Annotated in this window: 6 protein-coding genes; all 6 read right to left on the bottom strand. The window is 38.7% G+C overall.

Annotated elements, in window-relative coordinates; genetic code table 11:
* Positions 1-136: 136 nt before the first annotated feature.
* A complete protein-coding gene (locus PL8927_RS23200; RefSeq protein ID WP_083625828.1) occupies positions 137-13,420 on the bottom strand; it encodes a S8 family serine peptidase in 13,284 nt (4,427 codons plus the stop codon).
* Between the two features lie 730 nt (positions 13,421-14,150).
* Positions 14,151-15,368 carry an alpha/beta hydrolase gene (locus PL8927_RS23195; protein ID WP_083625826.1) on the bottom strand — a complete coding sequence of 406 codons (1,218 nt, stop codon included), beginning with the start codon at positions 15,366-15,368 and terminating at the stop codon, positions 14,151-14,153.
* Positions 15,369-15,615: 247 nt separating this feature from the next.
* Positions 15,616-15,825 (bottom strand): hypothetical protein, encoded by a 210-nt coding sequence (locus PL8927_RS23190; RefSeq protein WP_083625825.1) that lies wholly within the window; start codon positions 15,823-15,825, stop codon positions 15,616-15,618.
* Between the two features lie 62 nt (positions 15,826-15,887).
* Positions 15,888-19,103, bottom strand: a complete 3,216-nt coding sequence (locus PL8927_RS23185; RefSeq protein WP_083625824.1) for a pentapeptide repeat-containing protein — start codon at positions 19,101-19,103, stop codon at positions 15,888-15,890.
* Positions 19,104-19,115: 12 nt separating this feature from the next.
* Positions 19,116-19,607: a type IV pilin-like G/H family protein gene (locus PL8927_RS23180; RefSeq protein ID WP_083625823.1), complete on the bottom strand. Its 492-nt coding sequence runs from the start codon at positions 19,605-19,607 to the stop codon at positions 19,116-19,118.
* A gap of 186 nt (positions 19,608-19,793) precedes the next feature.
* A complete protein-coding gene (locus PL8927_RS23175) occupies positions 19,794-21,011 on the bottom strand; it encodes a DUF1822 family protein (RefSeq protein WP_197047524.1) in 1,218 nt (405 codons plus the stop codon).
* Positions 21,012-21,026: the final 15 nt, after the last annotated feature.

Here is a 21,026-nt window from a genome sequence, read left to right as displayed (position 1 = left end):
TTTTCAGTTTGGAATGTTTGGTGTTAGCGATCGCCTAGGCTGCAAAGGCGGCTCACGACTCGCTGGTGGGAGTGGGAGTTTTTGAGTTGTTGCAGGATGTTTTGAGAAGACATAATTACCTCTGAGTTAAAGCATTTTATGGAGTAGCGGGTACAGGAATTGGCGCGGGTTGATTCCAAGGTACTAAACTATCCAAAAACTCATCGATCGTATTGCCTATAGCTTTCAAGGTATCATCACTGAAGAGCGATTTTACAGCATTTTTTAAAGCTTCAAACTTATCTTTCAAACTACTTCCAGCTTTGACATTAGTATTAAATTTGCTTAACAGTCCATCAAGGTATTGGTGTAACTCTGACTTTTGATATTCATCAGACCATGCCTTTTTCAGATAGTCAGCAGCTTCTGGCAAACTCTTGAGCAATTCTTTGAAGCCATCTTTTGCACCATCAATAACAGTAGCTAAAGCAATGCCCGTATAGCCGATGTTTGATACTGCATTGACATAAGGTGCTGCTTTTGTTTCATCAGCATAAGTTTTGGCAGAAGAGAGGACGGTATCGAGTAAAGTACCTATGCCCTTAACATACTCTTTATCTTTGATGTAATTGATACCTTGGCTGATTTTTTGCGGTGCTTCTGACAGAACTTGTAAAGTGTCACTAGCGAAATTTTTGACACCTGCTGAAAGGTTACTGTTTTGAATCAAATTTCCTAAATCAGCCTTCCAGATATTTGCTAAGTCACCAATTCCCGTAAGCCAGCCATTGACACCACCTTCACCGATGAATTTGTTGACAACAACACTTGCACTACTGTTAATATTACCCAAGGTACTAAATAGTTTGTAGGCAAATGATGCAGAGTCTTCTTCGCCATCACAATTACAGTCTGGGCCCGTTCCTTCTGTGAGGTTTTTGCCCGTTGATAAAACAGCACCTAAAATACTACTAATACCATTGAAAGTATCGCCACTTTGAATAGTACGAATTCCATTAAGAATAGCGATTGGTGTTTTTTCAAGTTCTTTAATAACTTTGAAAATCATATCGCCACCTGGCAAGCTCTTAATCGCGTCACCTAAGCCTGTAGTTGCAGCACCAGCTAAACCACCGAGAATTTGTAATGCACCTAAAATCTTATCGCCTGACATGATAGATTTTGCACCATTATAGGCTCCAGTGGCTAGGTTCTTGAGAGCATCGATACCGTTTTTAATGTTTTGGAGAGTTGATTTCGCAATGGATGTGCCAAATACACATATACAGTTACCTGCTTTATTAATGATATTTCCTAAAGCGCCACTAACAAAGCTGGCTGCTGTCATTACACCACTGAAAATAGCTCCCATCCAGTCGCCGTTGATAGCTGCCATCACTGTACTAATCACACCCTTAACTAGGTTTAAACCTAGTGCTACTATTGGTGCGAATGGGGCAACAATCAAACTGATAATACTTAGCACATTCATCCCAATATTGAGAATCATCTGCCAAAATGCTTTTTTGCGCTGTTCGCGTTCTTTCTTACGGTAGTCTAGTATTTCTTCAAGAATGTTTTTTGCTTCTTGGGCAAGCTCTTTAGAAATACTTACTGCTTGATTAGCATAAGCTACTTTAGCTATGGATTCAATCGCTAATGGGGTCAGAATTTTCTTTTCTTCATCAAGCAATTTTGATTCATCAATTTCTTCTAAAAACTGCTTACTAGCAAATTGGATGTCATCTTGAGCATCTTGTAGAAGTTGAAAATCCGCTTCCTCTTCTTGGATAATCTGATCGAGTTGAGATCTGTATAGATTACCTTGGATGATTAATGCCTCTAACGCTGATGTCAAGTTTGCTTTGCTAACTTCCTGAACTTTCCCTTGTAAGGCTAGATTAATATCACCCCGCGCTTCTGCTAATAATGCCTTCACATCATCAGGTAAATCCGGTTGCTGAGTTTCCAAATCTTTGAGCGAAGTAAGTAACCCCGCCAATTGAGTTTGTAACTGCATTGGATCTTCCGTTGGATCTAGGGTTTCTAACCCCAAATCGCCGCGAACATTATTCAAAGATTGCCGCAAATCATCCTCAGCTTGCAGTTGCTTCAGTTGCTCAATTTTAGCGGTAGTTTCTAACCATTTACGTTCCAACTCTAAGCGATCGCGCTCCAGACGATTTTGCACCGCTTGGTCGATATCTACTTGTCGATTTTGAGCAATTTCCTGTTCTAATTGTGCTTGGGCAAGGTTCAATTTTTCCAGGGTTACTAACTGGATAAAAGTTTGCTCTGTTTGTTCGCGGATGCGAGTAATCCCATCTAAACGGGCTTGGGCGATCGCTAATTCTTGAGTTTTATTCTCCCGTTCCTCCTGAGTTTCTGCAACCTTCGCATTCAAATCATTTAACAACTGTTGTGCCGTTTCTTGTTGTGTTTGCAGTGTTTTCATCTGCGCTTCTGCGGTTCTTCTCGCCGCACCAAAGGCATCTGCTTGAGCTTGGGCGCGACGTTGTAATTCTCGCTGTTGCAGCATTTGTTGATAATATTGATCGGCTAATATTTGATCGTTCGCATTACCAGCACCGCCAGCACAACCACCGCGATCGCTCGCTAAATCTTTATAATCTCGGTAATAAATCTCCGCCGCCGTCGCCATATCATTGCGCTGTGCAACATCCAATAAAGCCTTAGCTTCTTGATAGCCCGCCGCCGTTGCTGTCTGCAATCGTTGGAGAATTTGGAACTCTAAAGTATTGACTTCTTGCTGTTTTTGTGCAGCTTGTAAAGTGTAATTAGCATTCGATTGGGTAGCCTCAACCAAATCTTTCAAAATTGTTTGATGTTCTCTAGCAGCCTTCAAATGTTGATCATTTTGCGCCAACAAATCGGTTTTCAACTGTTGCAAAGAAGCCGTAAGAGCCTGACTAGCGGCTTCTGCTTGTTCCGCCAATCGTTGCGCTTCCGCCAAAGCTGCACGCGCATCATCTAATTGTTGTTGCAAATTGCTGTAATCGGCATCCGGGTCATTAATATAAGCATCTAGCAATCGTTGTTCTGCTAAAATCACCTCATTTTGTGCCGTCAACATTGTGCGTTTTTGAGTCAGAGCAGTTTGCTCTGCTGTGAGAACTGCTGCTTTATTATTCAGCAATTTCAAGGATTGATTAATTTGAACTAAATTAGTATTAAAATTATCCAATTCTTCCCCAGTTACACCTTGATTTTGCAAAGTAATAATCTGATTTTCAATCGCCTGACGTTGCTGTTCAAGGTTCGTAGTAAGCACTTTAGTGCTTTGCAATTCGTCACTTAAAGCCACAGTTTGACGTTCAACAGTAGCTTCAGCATCCGCTAATTGTTGCTGTGTTTCAATGGCTTTTGTATTCAATTCGCCACGCCGTTGCAAAATGTCTGCGATCGCAGCGCGATACTCCTCAGAATTAGTATCGTATTCTGCCCATTCTTGCTGCACTTTTGCATTTTGGGCGGTGGCTTCAGCTTCAGCTTCTTCTAACAGTTGCTGAATAGTAGGTAGTAGGTTTTCTAAAGTTGTAAGTTGAATTTGATCGCCAGGAATTGACTCTCGTGCTGCTTCTAATTCGGCAAATAAATTCCGGGCTTCATCAATAGGAGATTCGGCAGTATTCGCCGCATCATTAGCAGCAACCCACTGATTTTTTAAAGGTTCAAGACGTTCTATTTCCTGACGCCATTTGTCAGCTTCCACTAAATGTGCAGACCCCTGCGCCCGTAATTGAGGAAAGAGTTGTGAATATTGTTGCCAGAGAATCCAGTTATAGTCAACGTGGGTAACTGTTTCCCAATGACCTTTTCCAGACCGACCTTTCACCCAACGCTGCTCTGTCCAAGTAGGGCCATTTTTACGACTCACAGCCCAATGATAAGCAGCCCGTTGTTCATACCAATTAGCTTGGGCTAAAAGTGCATAACCTTGAGCTTCATGAGAGGCTTTTTCAGCTTTGGCTTTATCAAATAATGCTTGTAGAGGGTTACGACCATCTACGGAATCAGCACTGAGTAAAACAGCCGCTTGAGTTGTGTTTAATAAAGCAGTAATTGTCTCATTAGAATTTTGCCCCTCTAATGTCGCTGCTTTTAATAGGTCAATTGCTGTACCATTATCAGGATGTTCTTGAAGAAATTGCGCTCTGAGTGCTTTAATTTTTATCTCTATTTGTGAATTTGTCTGAGATGTTTCCGCGTAAATTGCCTCTACCTGTGCTTGATATTCTTTTAATTCCTCAGACTCAACCCCATAACGAATCGCAATTGGCTCAATTTCTTCCCATAATTCCGCATCTTGTTGAATCCGAAGTTTGAGTCTTTCAATCGCTTGTTCTGTGGAAATAACTGCATTATCCAGTTGATCTGAACGAATTTCAACGACACCTAGGGTGGTAATGGCATCTTCTAAATTAGCTTCCGTGCGATTATATTGTCCATAGGGTTCTGCCAAATTATCATTAATATAAGTAATCAAATCATCAACGGAATTAGACAGGGTTTGCTGTTGATTAATTAGAGATTTCGTTTGTTGATTTCCCTCTACAAATTGTTCTGTCCAATCGCTAACTCCTAAGCGCAAATCTTGGTTAATTTGTTGAGTCAGTTGCACATAATCCAATACCGTACCGGATTGAATTGCTGCATCTGCGGCTTCTTCAGAATTGAGTTGAGATTGCAAGGCTTCCAATTTTTGATCATTATTGATCAGTTTTTGCCGAATTTCTAACTCTTGTTTTTGACGTAACGGCGTTAAGGCTGCAACGGCTTGATTAAGTAATCCTTGTAATTCATCAGTATTGGTTTGATTTGCTGTTTTTAACCCTTCTAAATCTTGCAAGTTTTTCTGATAGTTCTCAATCAATTTATTCAGAGCAGCTTGACTCACTAAATCCGTTGTATTAGCTAATTTTTCTTGAGAACTAGCGATTAATTGATTGAGATTATCCGTTTGGGTTTGTAAGTCGTTTGCAACATTTTGCAACTGTTCTAAATGAGTCTTAACCTGGGGTTCAACTTGGGTAGCAAAGAAGTCAACATCCGATTCAGAAGCCAGCATTCCCAAGCCAATTAATTGACGTAAGGCTGTTGCGTGTAATTGACTGGTTTGTGTTAATTCTGTTGCTAAGGTTTGGGATGTCGTTATAGCATTTTCGATGAGGGTTGCTTGTTCATTCTCCTGGTTTACCAGAGGTTCTAACTGTTGGTTAACTGTATTAATTGCAGTCCCTAATTGAGCAATTTGTACCTGTAATTGAGGAATACTTTGCCCTAACTGAGTTAATTCAGTTTGTTTGTTAATCAGGTCTGTATTTTTTGTAGATAGCTGTTGATTTAATGTGTTAAGAGTTGTCTGGCTTTGTTGTAATTGTTGCCATGAACGATTACGCTGATCTGCAATAAATGAAGCCTGTTGTAAATTAGCTCGATATGCAGCCGCTTCCGCCGCATTATAAGCCCATTGAGCACCATTCCAATACCAAATTTTTTGTTGATGATTTGCAGCTTGATTCAGATAAGCTCGTTCTGTTGCTGCCAAAGTTCCAAGGTGGTCATTTAAGCTTTGTTGGAGTAAGGCTTGGTTGCCAATTTGCAGGTTAATAAATGCAATCGATTGCTGAATTTCTGCAATGCCTTGTTGCAGCGAATTTGCTTGATTTAGCTTCCCTTGTGCATCTGTTAATTCCGCTCCTAAACTCGCCAGTTGTTGACGATAAGGTTCCCCATTTTGACGAATTTCTAATAATTTTTCGGTCGCCGTTGCTTGGGTTTGGTTTGCTTGCTGCCATTGTTGCCAATTTTGCTGATATTTCTCTTCTAAAATACCCGCTTGATTCAGCAAATCTAAACGACTTTGCAAACGATTTGCTTCCCCATTGACTTGTTCTAAATATTGTTCTGTTAGTTCAATCTCCCGATATTTTTCAATCAGTTTTTGCTCAAAATCGGCTTTTTGTTGATACAGTTGAGCGAGTTCTAAAATTAAAGTATCGAGTTGCTGTTCTTGAGTTACTAATTGAGTATTGAAACTGTCTAACTGCGCCTGAGTTGCATTAATTTGCTCTTGCAAATCATTAATTTGATTCGTAATGGCTTGCAATTCTCCCTGTAGAGATGTAAGAGCTTGTATCTCTACATTCAATTGATTATTTAAGGTTGATTGCTGTTGAATTAGAGCTTGTTTCTCTTGTCCTAAAGTGGCAATTTGCTGTTGAGTTTCTGCAATTTTTGGTTGTAAAGTTGCAGTTAATTGTTGGGCGTTTGCTTGTGCGGTATTTCGTTGTTGTGCGTAGGAATTAGCAGCCGCTTGTGAAGCATTTCGATTAGCTTCTGCTTGAGGATTATAGATCCAACCATATTGAGGTCTACCTTTTGAATCATAGCCCGTAATTCCCCAAGTTTGGATTTGTCCATTCCAATAATTTGCTGCATTTTGATGAGCTAGACGTTGCTGTTCTAAGGAATTAACAACAGCATTCGCTTGGTTAATTTGATTTTGATATCCCTGTAAAACAGATTGTAGTTCTTGAACCTGATTATTATTAGCCGTAATCTGATTTTGAGTATCCGTAATTTGGGTTTGAATATCAGCGATCGCTTCTTCTTGTAGAGACGTTGCATGCAACGTCTCTACAAGGGATACTTGTAATGCAGGTAACTGATCTTCTAGGGTTTCTAAGGTATTTTCTGTTTGGGAAATAGTGGCTTTTGTCTCTATAATATCCTGCTCTTTTGCCCCGATTTCTTGTTCCTTAGCGGGAATTTTAACATCTTCTAAATCCGCTTTTTGTAACCCTAAATTGCGATACTCCTCTTGAAGTAATTTTAACTCTGTTTCGGTTGCAGTTTGTTCGGCTTTAGCTGAAGTTAGGCGATCGCTTAAATGATCAAATCCCGCTAAGAAATTAGCCCCCCCACTTTCATAGGATTTCAAGGTTGCAATTTTCCCTTGAGGATCAATCGAATTCGGTGCAGTTTCCAAGTCTTTAATTAACTGAGAAATCGCTAACCGTTCAGGAGAATCTGCCACTGCTAACGCTAACTGATCTTGCTGTAATTTTGCCCACTCTAACTCTTGATTAAGGGTTTCTAAATGATTTGTCCAGTATTCAATTTGCTGACTTAAATTCTGACTAGGAGTTTGGGCATTTTCCTGATTTAACTGTTGAATTCTTAAAGCAACTTCGAGTTGTTCAGCTTCCAACTGTTGCACCGTTTTACCCATAGCGGTGAGTCGTTCCCGATAGGGTAAAAGGAAACCCGAAAGTTCTAAGATTTTTTGCAAATTCTGTTGATCTTCTGCCCGTTTTGTTTGAATATTAGTAACTTCTTGTAAGGTGTCCTGAAGACGAGTTTCAGTCTGATTTGTTAACTGTTCTTGGGGAGGAATCTTCTGATTTTCTAGAGTTTGTAATTCCGTTTCGGCTTGAGAAATTAACAAATTAAGGGTTTCTAACTTCTGTTCTTGCACAGGTTCGTGCAGGGCTAATAAGTCTTGATTCGCTTGTAAGCGCAATTCATCGGCTGCAATTTCATACTCAATTCCCTGTTTCAAAACAGGCCAATCTCGGATTTGTAGGGTTAGTTTTTGTACCTGTTGGCGGAGAAGATTAACCTGTTGTTCAGATTGGGAAGCTAACTGTTGATAAATATTCCGTTCATTCGCGGCTAAATTAGCTTGATGTTGCGCTTGTTGATAGGGGGCAATATGTTGAGGATAATGTACCCAACCATATACAGGTTCAGTCTTGCGTCCACTTTTTCCAGTGCGTTTTGTTCCGACTTGTTCCCAACGGTTAATCTGACTTTGATGCCAGTTTGCAGTATTTTGATTTTGTGCCTGTCGTCCACCCGCTAAACCCGCCAAATTGTTATAATTAAGATTCAGTTTTTCCTGTTCTGCTAACTGTTGTTGCAGCAGTTCTAATACAATTTTAGCATCATTAATCTCACCTGTTTCGGCATTGATACTTTGTTGTTTTAGGAATTCTGCATATTGATTTAAAGCCGTGCTTTGTTGTTGCGCTTGTTGGGCTAACTGCAAGTAATTTTGAGCATTTTGAGCCGCAATTTGTGCTTGCCATTGATTTTGTTGTTTTTGTTTCAGTAAGTTGGGATCTGTTCCATATCCCCAAATTTCTTGTGTCCCCCCGCAACGACGTTTTTCAGTTCCAACAACTTGCCAACGAGTGGGATTAATGTGATTTGCGATCGCATTATAACGTTGTGCTTCTGTATTTTGAACAGTTGCTGCTTGATTAAACTTATCAGCAGATATTTGTTGAGTATTAGCAGCAGTTTCCCAAACTTGAGGATCAATTTGTAATTGATTATCAACATCAGCAAAGGGATTAATTAATTTCGCTTTTGCCTTCGCTAAATCTTCTTCTGCTTTCTGAATATTTTCTTGAATTGTTGCTAATAGTTGTTGAGTTTCGGCTTCTAAAGTCGTTTTTTGTTCCCCTAAACTAGCTAACTGTTCCTGCAATTGTTGTTGCTGAATTAACAAGTTTTGCAGTCGAGTGGCTTCAATTTGATAATGTTGGGTTGCTAAAGCTAAAGCTTCTGTCCATTGTTGGGCTTGGGCGGTAGAAATAGCAGCATCGGTATTAACTTGTTGATACTGTTCAAAGGCGGCGGTAATTTTGGCTTTAACTTCTGCATCTAATTCAGTTAAAGTTAGTTCGGGGTTGCCTAAATCCAATAAAGTTTGCCACTGGTTGACCAGGGTTTCTTGAAGGGTTTCTAAATCAGAAATAGCTTGTTCTGTATTATCTCCGGCGGCTCTAGCGAGGGTTTGAACTCGTCCTTCACCACTAAAAGGAATCAGCGTAATTTGGTCTTGAGTTTCGGCTGTTTTGGGTTCTGTAATTAGCGATCGGCGAATCGCTTCCTTAATATCAATAATCCCATATCCGGTTTGTTTATCCCACCCTTCGGTATTAATATCTCGGCTGGTTTCAATTAGTAATTCTTTTACTTGTTGCCAATTTAAAGCGGGATTTGCAGCCCAAATTAAAGACACAGCAGCAGTCACATAAGCGGTAGAACGGGATGTTCCCACAAAAGCAGTTTGATCATCCTGCCACTCTCCGCCAGGGGCAACAACGGTTAACCCATCTCCATAGGCAGAATAGTCTGTTTTCCCTTCAAACTGATTAATTGCTCCCACAGTAATAATATTATCAAAAGTCTGACTAGCTTGCCCTAATGCTGACATCACATCCCCGGTATTTCCTGATGCCACTATCAGTAAAACATTGTTATCGCGGGCGTATTGAATAGCCTGTTGTTCTTGAGGAGTTAATTCATAGCGAGTCGTCACACCAACATCATCTAATTGAGACAGATCTAAACTGAGGTTAACCACTCCATTTTGTTGACCCGATGCCCGCAAATTATTGACAAATTGAGTTAATTTTTCTGCCCAATTTCCATCTGTTACAGTGAAGGTATCATAGTCTGCTTCTGGGTTAATAGAAGTAAAAATAGAGGTGACATTTTTGACGTGGTTATTCGCTTTGAAATCAATAAATCCGACCTGGGGTTGTTGAGTATTTTCGGGTAGGAGATAAACCGCTTCATCGGCATTCAATAACCCTTGATCAAATAAAGTCGAATCCGGTTGACTTAAAGCCTCGCGTAAAGAAACAGATAAGCCAAATTCTTCAGCAAGTTCAGGACTATTTAATAGGCTGTTAATTGTGGAAACTTGGTTGGTATCAAAACCCATTAAAGGAAGTAAATCTGGTTGCGTTAAAAGCCGAATTAAGTCAGAATTCTCTTCTAAAGTTTGCATCAGTTGGTCTAAAATAACCGTTGCCTCATCCGTTGATAAACCCTCTAGGAAATCCGGTGTAGAATTCATCAGGGTTTCTAGCTGATTTAGGTTCTCTTTAACGCTATTAATCACAACTGGATTTGTGGCATTTGTTGTGACGTTAAACGTGAGTTCTTTAGTGATGCCTGCGTTGTTAATAGCCTGAACGGTGACGGCTGTATTCCCCGTTTGAGATAAGCTTTCTAATTTTAATTGATTACCTTCTAACTGAACCGTCAAACTGTTAGAATTACCACTCATCACTTCATATTTTATTTCTCCTTTTTTAGAAGTTGTAAATACTTGGCTAAGATCAATTGTTTGGCTGGTTTGGGCAGGTAGGGCTATATCAGCAACAGGATTAGAAATTGTCGGAACAAAATATTCCGGTGTTGTGGCTTTTGCTAAATGAACGGCTGCGTCTAAATTTAACAATCCATTTCCGGTTTGATTATCCCATCCAGGGGTTTTTAAATCCGTTGCAGTGGACTCAATAATGTTAATCACTTGACGATAACTTAAGTCAGGATTTGCAGCCCAAACTTGAGACATTGCTCCCGTGACTTTAGCTGTTGCGACACTAGAATCCGTCGTATTTCCTATCCGAGAATCTGCAACAATATTTAATCCTTCTCCTGTACCAGAATTAGGCGTATTTTCATAAGCTTTGGAAAAGGCAATAGCATTGTTAACTCGTTCTGCTGAACCGACAGTAATAATATTATCAAATTCCTGAGATAATTCACCTAAAGCCGCAACAGTTCCCGGCTGTTCTCCGGCGGAAACGACAACAATAATATTATGGGTTTGGGCATATTGAATAGCGTTAATTTCTGGGGACGTAAGTTGATAGCTACCGTCAGAATTAACGGGAGATAATTCTAAGTTTAAATTAACAACAGCATTCACTTGTTCTGAAGCTTTTGCTACATCGACAAATTCCACTAAAGAATCAGCCCAATAATTAGAACTATCAGCCCGTCCAGCCCAAATTGAGACATTATCATTAATGCCATTAATGCCGATATTATTATTCTGTTTAGCAGCAATAATTTCTAAGGTTAATGTGCCATTATCGCTGCTATTTTCAGTGGTTACGGTGGGGTCGTTATCACCCTCAATGCGATCGCTTCCCCAGGTAATTTTAGAATAGTCTAAATCAGGATTATGGCTACTAAATCCTGTATCAATTACCCCCACTAAGGGTTGATTTTCGGTTGGAAATTCAAAAGATTCAGAAGCTAGAATGGGTTGAAGGTTAAATTGAGTTTCTAACTGTTCAATCAATTGAACAGTTTGGGAAGTAACCGTTAAATCATTTTGAGTTTTTAGTTGATCTGTTAAGTGTTCTAATTGCTGAATTAATGTTGAATTGACTGAAATTTTTTCAGAGGTTGGATGTTTCAACTGTTGAGTAATATTTTCCAACCGAGAAACCCATGTTGACTCAACCGGAGTCGGAGGTTGAATCACTTGATTGTCAGAAGTTATTACCTGTTTTTCAGATTCGGTTAGATTTTGAGTGGTATTATCTACCGTTTCTGATGAACTTTCGTTAGCAGGAACTATGGGAGTTTCTGCTAAATCTTCTGATGCTGGGGTTTCTACTGAATTAGGTTGTGTTAATTCATCCGTCTGCTCACCGCCAATTTCTGAGTCGCTATTTTCGCGGTTAGAAATAGAGTCTGATTCAGAAATAGGGTTTTCTATTTCAGTATTTTCAGGTTCAGAATTAACGTCTAAATCCTCAGAATTAATCGGTGCTGGCTGTTCTATATTTTCGGGTTCGATTAAAGATTCAGCTTCTTGTTCGGGTTTTTCTACAATTGTTGAATCTAAGTTAACCTCTGTGTCTAGTTCTCTGATATCTTGATTATCCTGAATTAAATCATCTAAGTTATTAATTAAATCCCCAACAATATCCTCAAATTCATTGATGATTTCAGGTTCCTCTGTATTAATATAAGGTTCAGCATAATCAATTAATGCTTGTCCTAAATCCGAAGAACGCCAATCTTTTTGGGGATTTATAACTTCATCTAAATGTACGGCTTCCCCCTTCGCACCCCGGACTTGAAAAATAATATCGTTATAGTCTTTATCGGTGTGTTGATCAATTCTTAAATCTTCCATAGCGAAAGTATTTCCTTCGCCATTAATATCAGCAATTTGTCCTACTTGTAAGCCATCATCAGGGTTAGCTGTTGCTAAAGAAAATAGAGGTTTAGTTGCGCCATCAATATCAGGATTATTCAAGACTTGCTGTACTTTTCCATTGGGAACTAACATAATCCCAAAGGTATCTCCGGGTCGCATTTCAACAGTTTTTAATCCTACATATTCACCGCTATTCCAATTGGTTTCACCGGATAAATTACCACTAAATTTCGCCCCTTGTGTAATATCAGAAATGACAATATGTCCGAATTCAGAATCACTTAAAGCTCGACTTGCAGCTTCTTTAATAAAGTCGGATGAACCGGGTTCAAACTGTTCCATTCCCTCTAAACTAAAGATGGCTAATTCCCCTTTATATTTGCCACCATCAAATAGATAATCAATCGTTACTTCTCCCGTTTCCCCAACGGTAAATACACCGGAATCAAATTGAAAGTCGGGTTGAGAGTTGGCGATCGCATCAATCACTTGAGACTCACTATTTGTTTCTAAAAGATGATTTTCAGCCGGGGTTTCTAGTAACGCTTCAGTTACCGATTCAACGGTTTGATCAGGGTCAGATTTTAGATCTTCAGTTAAAGGATGATCCAGATTGGGTTCAGATTCAATCGGTTGATCAATGGCTAATTCTATTTGAACAGAATCAGTTTTTTCCGGTGAATCTATTAAGGGTTTAATCTCGGAATCCGATATTGTTTCCGTTGTTTCAAGGGGGTGATTTTCTGTTACCAATTCCTCGGTTTCGACAGGTTCAGCGTCAGTTAAACTATCTTGATGATCTTCTAGGGATAAATCCGTTTCAAGTCCTATAGAAGCATCAGCAATCTGATGTTCTGGTGATTCTAATTCCTGACTATCCGGTTGATTAGAATCATCAAGGGTTAATACGGGAGTTTCAATCTCTTCAATATTTTGATGATCACTCGAATTTTCGGATAAATCCAATAAGAGATCAGGGTTATTTTCTACTTTTAAATCAGTTTCAGTTGATGTTTCTGATAATCCTAAATCTACTGTGGGTTCTTCTATAGAAGGCTCTGCTAAAACTTCAGAATGATCAATATTTTCTGGATTTTGATCAAGAGTTAAATCATTATGAGTTATTTCTATTGATTCTGGAGAACTGAATTCGTGATCAATGGTAATAAAGGGAATTTCTTCTAAATCAGTATCTAAATTTAAAGGATCTTGATCAGGTAAATCTGCAATAGAATGATCAATCGAATCTAATAAATTTTCTGGCTGATCAATATCTATTTGTAAATCTATATTTTCAAAGGTAACAGGATCAGGTTGATCATCTCCAGTATCCACAAAACCACTAGGGGTTAAAATCGGTTCTAAAATGAAGGTTTCTTGAGAATTAAAGGTCTGAGATTTTTTATTTTTGCGGTTGGATTTGCGAAATAACATGATGGGATGAACTCCTGAAGAATAAAAATAAACAGTGTTGGAGGTTTAATTAAATAGTGAGAGAAATATGACTCATGGCGTGTCAATTTCATCTCTCAAAGTCGTCTAGGAAACTGAAAATATGACTGACCCCTAATTCATCCCCCTAACCAAGGGAGGAACCGGACTCCTTCAAAGTCCCCCTTTTTAAAGGGGATTTAGGGGGATCTAATCTAGGATGTTATCGGGGATTTTCGGCTTAAGTTGATCCCCTTTTGGAGTAACTTTACCCCGACGCATCTTATTGTTATTAACGTTATCGGGAAAGAAGTTATTCCATTTTTGATGAAATTTTTGGGAAGTTCTAAAGGAGTGAGGCTGAGAATACTTCGCTCCTAAGCGTCTTATTCTTATTAACGTTGTGGGGAAATAAATTATTCCATTTTCGAGAAGAAGTTAAATAATAAGCTATTACGCATTTAAACTCTATGATTAACAATTGCCCGGAGAACTCCCCCCTAACCCCTTGGTAAGGGGGAGGACAGGAGTTGAATGGTTGTTTTGAATGAGGATAACCTTCTCTTCAAAGCCCTGGCTTGAGAAGGGGGGGACAGGAGTTGAATTGTTGTTTTGAATGGGGATAACCTTCTCTTCAAAGCCCCCCTTAAAAAGGGGGGTTGGGGGGGGATCTATAGGGGTATGCGATCGCATTTCTCATACATTAATCATTGACAACTGAATTCAAAACTTTCTATTGCTGTTTACGTTTTAATAGAGAAGCGATACCGAAAGTTCCAAATGCTAATAAACCTAACATTGAAGAAGGTTCAGGAACAGAAGTTTTGGAACCTGTTGAGGGTAAGGATGCGGCTCCCGAAATTAGACCGTTAACACCTGTGACGTTTTTATCTAAAGTACCTACTCCCGTTTCAGAATTAATAATTAACTGTTTTCTATCGAGTGTGTAAGCGAAAAGAGTTTCATTATCAAAGAATAAGCCAATGACATTATTAAAGCCAATATCCCCAATTTTCTTGCCACTACCCGTTAAATCAATAGAAAACAAGCTGTTACTTCCTGAATTTACCGATGTCGATGAAGCTAAAAATTGATTATTCTTAGGATCAAATACGATATCGCCAACGCTATTAAAGCCGGGAATACTTGATACTAATGATGCGGCACCAGTCATTATGTCAACGGTGTAGAAGCCAGAACCAGAAGCACCGTAAAGGACGTTGTTGGAAGAAAATCCTAGAGAACTAAACCTTACACCAAGATTGCCAATTAGTGAGGATACACCGGAGCTTTGATCAATACTATAAAGTTGACTATTCGTCGATACGCCAAAAAGTTTGCCGTTTTCAGATAATGCTATATCATGAAACCGAGGGGTATCAGCAATTTTTGTAAAAACTCCAGTTGACAGATCAATGGTTCCAACTTGTCGATTATGGGTAGACAAAAAAGATAGTGATTTTTTTTCAGAAGGGGTTTTGATTGGTGTTGGTTGATAAGCATTCAGACTGTCCAAAAAATTCTCTGAACTGAGAATATCTCCAGGTAATACTTTGAGAAAATCTAAAGTGATTTGACCATTCCCTTTTTCCCCCATTAATGTTAAGGCAGCTTTGCGTTCTTCCTCTGTACCCGTTGGCATTAAACCATCCATAAAATCTTGTTCTTTAGAATTAAGCTCTGAGTTAGGATCGATGCTAATTGGTCTTTGTAACTGTTCTTTCAATTGTTCTACATTTTTTGTGAAAAGCGGACTAGAAAATTCTAGGGGTAAGCCAGAAGTATCTCCGGTTTTAACAAAGTTTTCAAGTGCAGTAATGGAAATGGTTCGTTCTAAATCGCCGATTTTTACAATCATTTGATTGGCAGCTAAAACGGGGCAACCGATATTAAGAGTTGCGATCGCTCCAACTACAGGTATAGCCATTAAAAACTTTTTCAGAGTTGACATATTATTGATTCCTCAAACAGGGTAGATGTTGATTGTGAAAATTGTGACAAGTGAGAGAGAGCTTTCGTTAATAGAATAGGGGAAGTCGATTTTTTTAATCTTGCTCCCTCAGTTTTTCAAAGCTGACTAATTGATATAACGTTAGGGTTGGGAAAAATATTCCAAAGACAACCCTTTAATTTTTTGAGATGGAATTAAATTGTGATCTCGATACCCCACAAGTGCCGTCAGCCAAGAGAAATCAAACTTAAATTTCTGGATTAAGTGACTCTAAAAGTTCACGGGACTCTTGGCGAATCAGACCTTGTATTCCTGCGTATTGTAAATCAGCAAAAGTATTTAATTCAGAAACCCCATACTTTGTAGTTTGTAACAGTCTTCTTAATTCTTGTTCGGCTTCTAAAGTTAAGTAACCCGTTTTTAAACTATTTTGAACAAGTTCACAAATTTTACTCATTTTCCCCAAAAATATTGTAAGTTATAGTTAATCTAACGTCAGTTCTGTTGAGAATATTCCAACTAACCCAAAATTTCTTGAGAAATTTCCTTCAATAGTTTTTGACCCTCTTGTTTTAAGATAGAAGTAGCGGGTAAATCAGCAATTGTCCCCTTAATCACCATTAAAGCTTGACTTCCTAAACGTTGTTTAAGCTCCGAGGGAGGCATGGGCACTATTTGAAATAAAGCTTGCAATTGCTCTAAAATATTCGCTTGTTCTAAAGGGGATAAATCAAAATTTTGTTCAAATAGTTCTCGTAATTTTGCTAAAGCTTCTAAATAGGTTTTACCATCCGTGATTGTGGAAGATAAACCCCGCAAATCATCCCAAATCAAAGGCATTTCTGCCGGATTTTGAAAAATAATGGGCAACCAACTGGCACAGGGATATTGATCTTCTTTGGCGTGGAGTTTTTCTCTGGCTTCGCGCACGGCTGTATATAAGGTTTTTCCCTTAGAAAATGCTAGGAGAAAATACTTTAAAAATTCCGTCGCAATAGTATCAGGAACAGGTTCTCGCATGACAATAATTTGAGGTATTTGTAAATCCGCTAAATCCCGCGCTAACCCCAAGCCATCACAGGAGTTAAAAATCGCTAATTTTAGTCCTCGATTGACCGCAAATCGTAGGGAATATTTTAAATCAGAAATGGTTAAATAATCCGTCGAATTAATATGAATAATCCCCGATTCTTCCTCGGTTAAACTATGTCCAGCGAAGAACAGAATATCCCAGCCAATTTCATCGCGGAGATGAACATCCACCTCTAACCGTTGGGGTTGATCTAAAACTGTCACATCCGCACCAATAATCTGTTGTAAAATCGCTCGATCTTTATGAACATTAATATCTTGATTATTTCCTAAAATCGCTAAAATTCTAACTCGTGTTCGGGGTAGGTTTAAATGAACAGATTCCGCTTGGTCGTATTGGGGTAAACTCAAGGCAATTTCCGCTTTTGGGTAATGTTCAAAAACCTCCCAAACTTGCCAAGGAAGTCGTAAGAGGGTGGAATGTTCTGTTTGCAAAATGAATCGAATTTCATCTGTGGAATTCAGTTTTTGTTGTAACCGATCTTTGAGGGGATAAAATTCTTCTGATTTCAGCCAGGTTTTGAGGTGTTTTTCTAACAGTTTTGCGGACTCTTTACATACATCTTCAGAGGAAAAAAGATTGACTTTTCTACCACTAATCCGCACAGGAAGTTGAAGTTTATGATAAAGGATTTTCCACTGTTGATAGGTGGCTTCTAGTTCAGGAAAGGCGGGTAAGGAACCCGTAATTTCTGTACTAGGTAACATTCCATCTTGTCCTAATTGTAACATGACTGTAAACCCGGTTTTAAAGTCTCCTTTAATAATTTTTAAAATGACTAATTTACCTGCAACTTGGGGAGATTTTTTGATAAATTTACGGTCTTGAGTAATTTCTCGACTGGCTAATAGCCGAATGACTTCACTCATATTAGAACTGCGTTCACGATAGTTAGCAATTTCTGAATCTTTGATTTTTAATTTTTCTTGATATTCGGCTTCTAAGATTTGTAAGGTTTCCTGATAGGTTTGAGTAAAGTTTTGATGAATTTTGGCTTTATCCGTTTCGGGGGGAACCTGCACCCGGACAATAAACACGCCATCGCCTTTATTTTCAATTCTTTGGATGGTTAATTCGGTTTCTGAGTTTTCAACTTGAACTTTTTTGAAGGAATAAATAAACGCCCGCCAATCAATTCCTTCTCGAAAGATTAAATCAACGGTATCGATGGCTTCTTGAAACAATTTAGTAAATTCATCCGGCCCAAATTCTCCGCTACTGGGGCGACGTTCGCGGTCATCAGTTCCCGGTTTGGGATATTCTAATAGATAAATAAACTTACAATTTACCCATAATAAATTAGTGCTGCTATCAATATTCCAAGTGCTTAAACCATAAGACCCAGTTAAACGTGCTTCTTTAAAATTAGTCCCGATGGCTTGGGTTTGGGTGAGGTTTGCCCATTCTAAATTTGCCGTTTCTAAGGTGGCTTCAGTCAGATCGGCTTCTCTTAAATTAGCATATTCTAGGTTCGCATTCATTAAGTTTGCTCCCCTTAAATTCACTCCAACAAAATTCTTTCTATACCCATCTAAACTAACAATTAATTCTCGGACTTGGGCATTTTCTAAAATCGTGTTTCCGACTTTTGCCCATTCTAATTTTTCGGCTTGATACCAGCGTGTATGTTTGAGGTTCGCATCGGTAAAATTGGTACTTTTTAATAAAGCTTGATTAAAATAAGCTTGGGTTAAGTTGGCTTTGACAAAGGAAGTCCCGCCCCAGGCAGAAATAGCGATCGCAAATTGTCGAATAATTGAATATTTTTCTTCTTCTTTTAAAACTCGTTTCCCAATATTACTACTTAATAATATTAGAATAGTTGCTAAAGTTATTGATAATATCACTAAGGCAATTAGGATGATAATTGCAGATAAGGGGGCTGGCTCTCTATTAACTACCGAAAACACTTCAAAAACTCTATCATCGGCATTTCTAGTCACAATAGCACTGGCAATAATTCCAATGGCTAATACTTCGACAATGACTAATAATTTGAAGATTTTGTTTAAAGTAATAGTTGCGATCGCAATCGCTAAAGCTAAGGTAAAAATAACGGTTAGCGTGGCTCCCATTGAAGCCGTCAGGGTGACAATCAGAGCCGGAATTGGGTTTGCGATTTGGTTTGCTCCAATTAAATAGCTGATTCTAAAAACTCGTAACTCTGATAAAATTGGAGTTTTGGCATTTCCTAATGCAGCTAAAATTCCCCCGACAGGAATCAGAATTGCAATTGTAATTCCTAGATTTTGAATTGTTTTTTCTAGTCCATTTTTGAGGCTTGATATTAATAAAATTGCATTCACACCAATTAAAATCAAGCCCATGATAAAATTGACCGTAAAAGGCAGGACTGGATTAGGTTTAGGCGTCATCAATGCAATCGGTTGACCAACGGCTAGTGTAGCAGCGGCTCCTGCTAATCCTGATAGGGCTGCTGCTATCAATAAACTGCGGTAAATCCCCTGTTGTGATAATCCCGCTTTAGCCCCTCGAAAGTTAGCTCCGGTGAGGTTGGCTTCACTAAAATCACAACCCCGAATATCGGCATTAGAAAAGTCTTCCAGGGTTAAATCTTTTCCTTTAAAAGAACGACCCTGAAAGTTTTTTTCCGCTTGAGGTTGGGAAGAATTCGAGAGCATATTATTTGAGGATTAAGGACAGAATTGTTTAGGATTTGCCACCGCCTGGACGATCACCCCTGCTGGAAAACTCAAATCAACTGAAACAGGGGAGCACTTTTGAAGTTGATTATTTTTCCAATACATAATTTGAAGATAAGACTCAACAAACTTTTGCTTAGACTTAGCAATATGAATAGCCCCATTAAAAGTGTCATTATCTACAAATACATAAAACGAATAATTTTCAGTTTCGGTTTTAATATCAGCCCCTAAATCAGGGAATGAACTTGTAAATTCGTTATGTTCAGTATGAAAAGCCTCCTGCTTTTTACTAACTGAACTAATGGTTGTCTTTCCTTCTGTGCTTTTAGCCAGATTAATTAATCGCAGAAAGGAAGGCAGGGAAATTGAAGATAAAATTCCGATAATAATAATAACAACTAATAACTCAATTAAGGTAAATCCTTGTTCAGAGAATTTAGAGTGACGCCGAAATGCACCGAGACAGAATAGGGTTTTCATAGGTTTGGTTTGGATAAGTCTGGTTGAACAATGTTTCAAGCACAATCTAACTATCCTATCTCCCAACTCTCATTTTCTGGTTTTCGCAAAAAAGAGAAGGGGAAGCGGAAGTTATAACAGAGATATCTCTCTAGGAGAAATCAGGAAAAAATTTGATTTAACTGAATTACAGCCCTTAAATAGACTTTAAATGTTAAAATCTTCAAGGATGAAATCGTCTTGGGTTATCATTTTTACACTAAATTTTTCTCCTTGCAAGCCTTGTAACGCAATTGATACAATTTTATTCTCGGCTGTATCCTCCAATACAATTTCTTTGTTTTCATCTAAAATCATCACTTTTAAATCTTTAGGGACAGGGGAATGGTCTGGGGAATTGACTTCCAATAAAATTCGCACTTCTTCCTTAACTCTGGAAATCAAGTTTAGGGTTAAAACTAAGGCTGTTTCCTGAATATTAATGGACTTAACCCGTCTCACCCCTAAAGCAGAATGGTGGGGTTGCAATTGTCGTAAAGTTGCTACAGTATTCCAAAGAATGTCATCATCTTCGGTGGTTTGAATCTGTTGAACTAAGGTTTCAATCTGGCTTATTTCTGCTTCACCTCCTGGGAAATTAGTGGTAGATGCACCCCTCCATACTTCTAACGCAGGAGTTGCAGAAAATATTCCAAAAACCTCCTCAAAAGTTTGCCATCCCGTCTGAACAATTCCCTCAAACCATTGACTTAAGGGAACAGGTTGTATCCGTATTTCTGCCTTAAGTTGTTCTAATAATAAGGTTTCATCTAAGGTTAATACCGCTTTTACATAGAGATAATAAGCCGCCACAGGAACTTCTAATACCGTTTTCCAGTCTAATTCCTGTTGATTAAATTCGGGATGATTTATCGTTCCTTGTTTCAAACCTAAAGCTAAGATTTTTTCGGGGGTAGGAGGTTTTTCAATAAATCCTTGTTCAAAGTCCCCCACATCTAATAAAAGGTCATAAATTTTCCGAGATAATCGTTTTCCCACAGGTCTTAATAAATTACAAGTTAGCATCGAAATTACAGTCGATGTTTCGGCGATTAAATCCTGTTCTAAACCGGAAATTGCTGTCGGAATTAAGAGATTAGTTGAACTCAGATAATCAGTTTTTACAGACAGTAACATCACCGAAATAACTTGCCATTCCGGTGTTTCGTCGATTTCTAGTTGCGGTTCCGTGACAATTATCACATAGCGAGGCGGTGCATTCCCGTTGAGAAAATCAAAAATAGCAGAGGAATAAAAATGCTGTTGTTCTTCTGGTGTCAATTCCAGAGGACTGAAGACTTGACGACGGACTTCCCAAATTTGTCCCGCTTTAATCGGTTCAGGATGGATAATTGGGAATTCTGGGCTGATTTCTATTAATTTCATGGTGGTTTCTCCTGT

Origin of the sequence: Planktothrix serta PCC 8927 (assembly GCF_900010725.2) — a bacterium.
Taxonomy (GTDB): domain Bacteria; phylum Cyanobacteriota; class Cyanobacteriia; order Cyanobacteriales; family Microcoleaceae; genus Planktothrix; species Planktothrix serta.
This window is presented reverse-complemented; position numbering and strand designations above follow the sequence as displayed.

Bases quoted from the DNA above. Each gene is read 5' to 3' on its own strand.
- PL8927_RS23175 (WP_197047524.1), bottom strand. From the start codon at position 21,011: ATGAAATTAATAGAAATCAGCCCAGAATTCCCAATTATCCATCCTGAA.
- PL8927_RS23190 (WP_083625825.1), bottom strand. From the start codon at position 15,825: ATGAGTAAAATTTGTGAACTTGTTCAAAATAGTTTAAAAACGGGTTAC.
- PL8927_RS23185 (WP_083625824.1), bottom strand. From the start codon at position 19,103: ATGCTCTCGAATTCTTCCCAACCTCAAGCGGAAAAAAACTTTCAGGGT.
- PL8927_RS23200 (WP_083625828.1), bottom strand. From the start codon at position 13,420: ATGTTATTTCGCAAATCCAACCGCAAAAATAAAAAATCTCAGACCTTT.
- PL8927_RS23180 (WP_083625823.1), bottom strand. From the start codon at position 19,607: ATGAAAACCCTATTCTGTCTCGGTGCATTTCGGCGTCACTCTAAATTC.
- PL8927_RS23195 (WP_083625826.1), bottom strand. From the start codon at position 15,368: ATGTCAACTCTGAAAAAGTTTTTAATGGCTATACCTGTAGTTGGAGCG.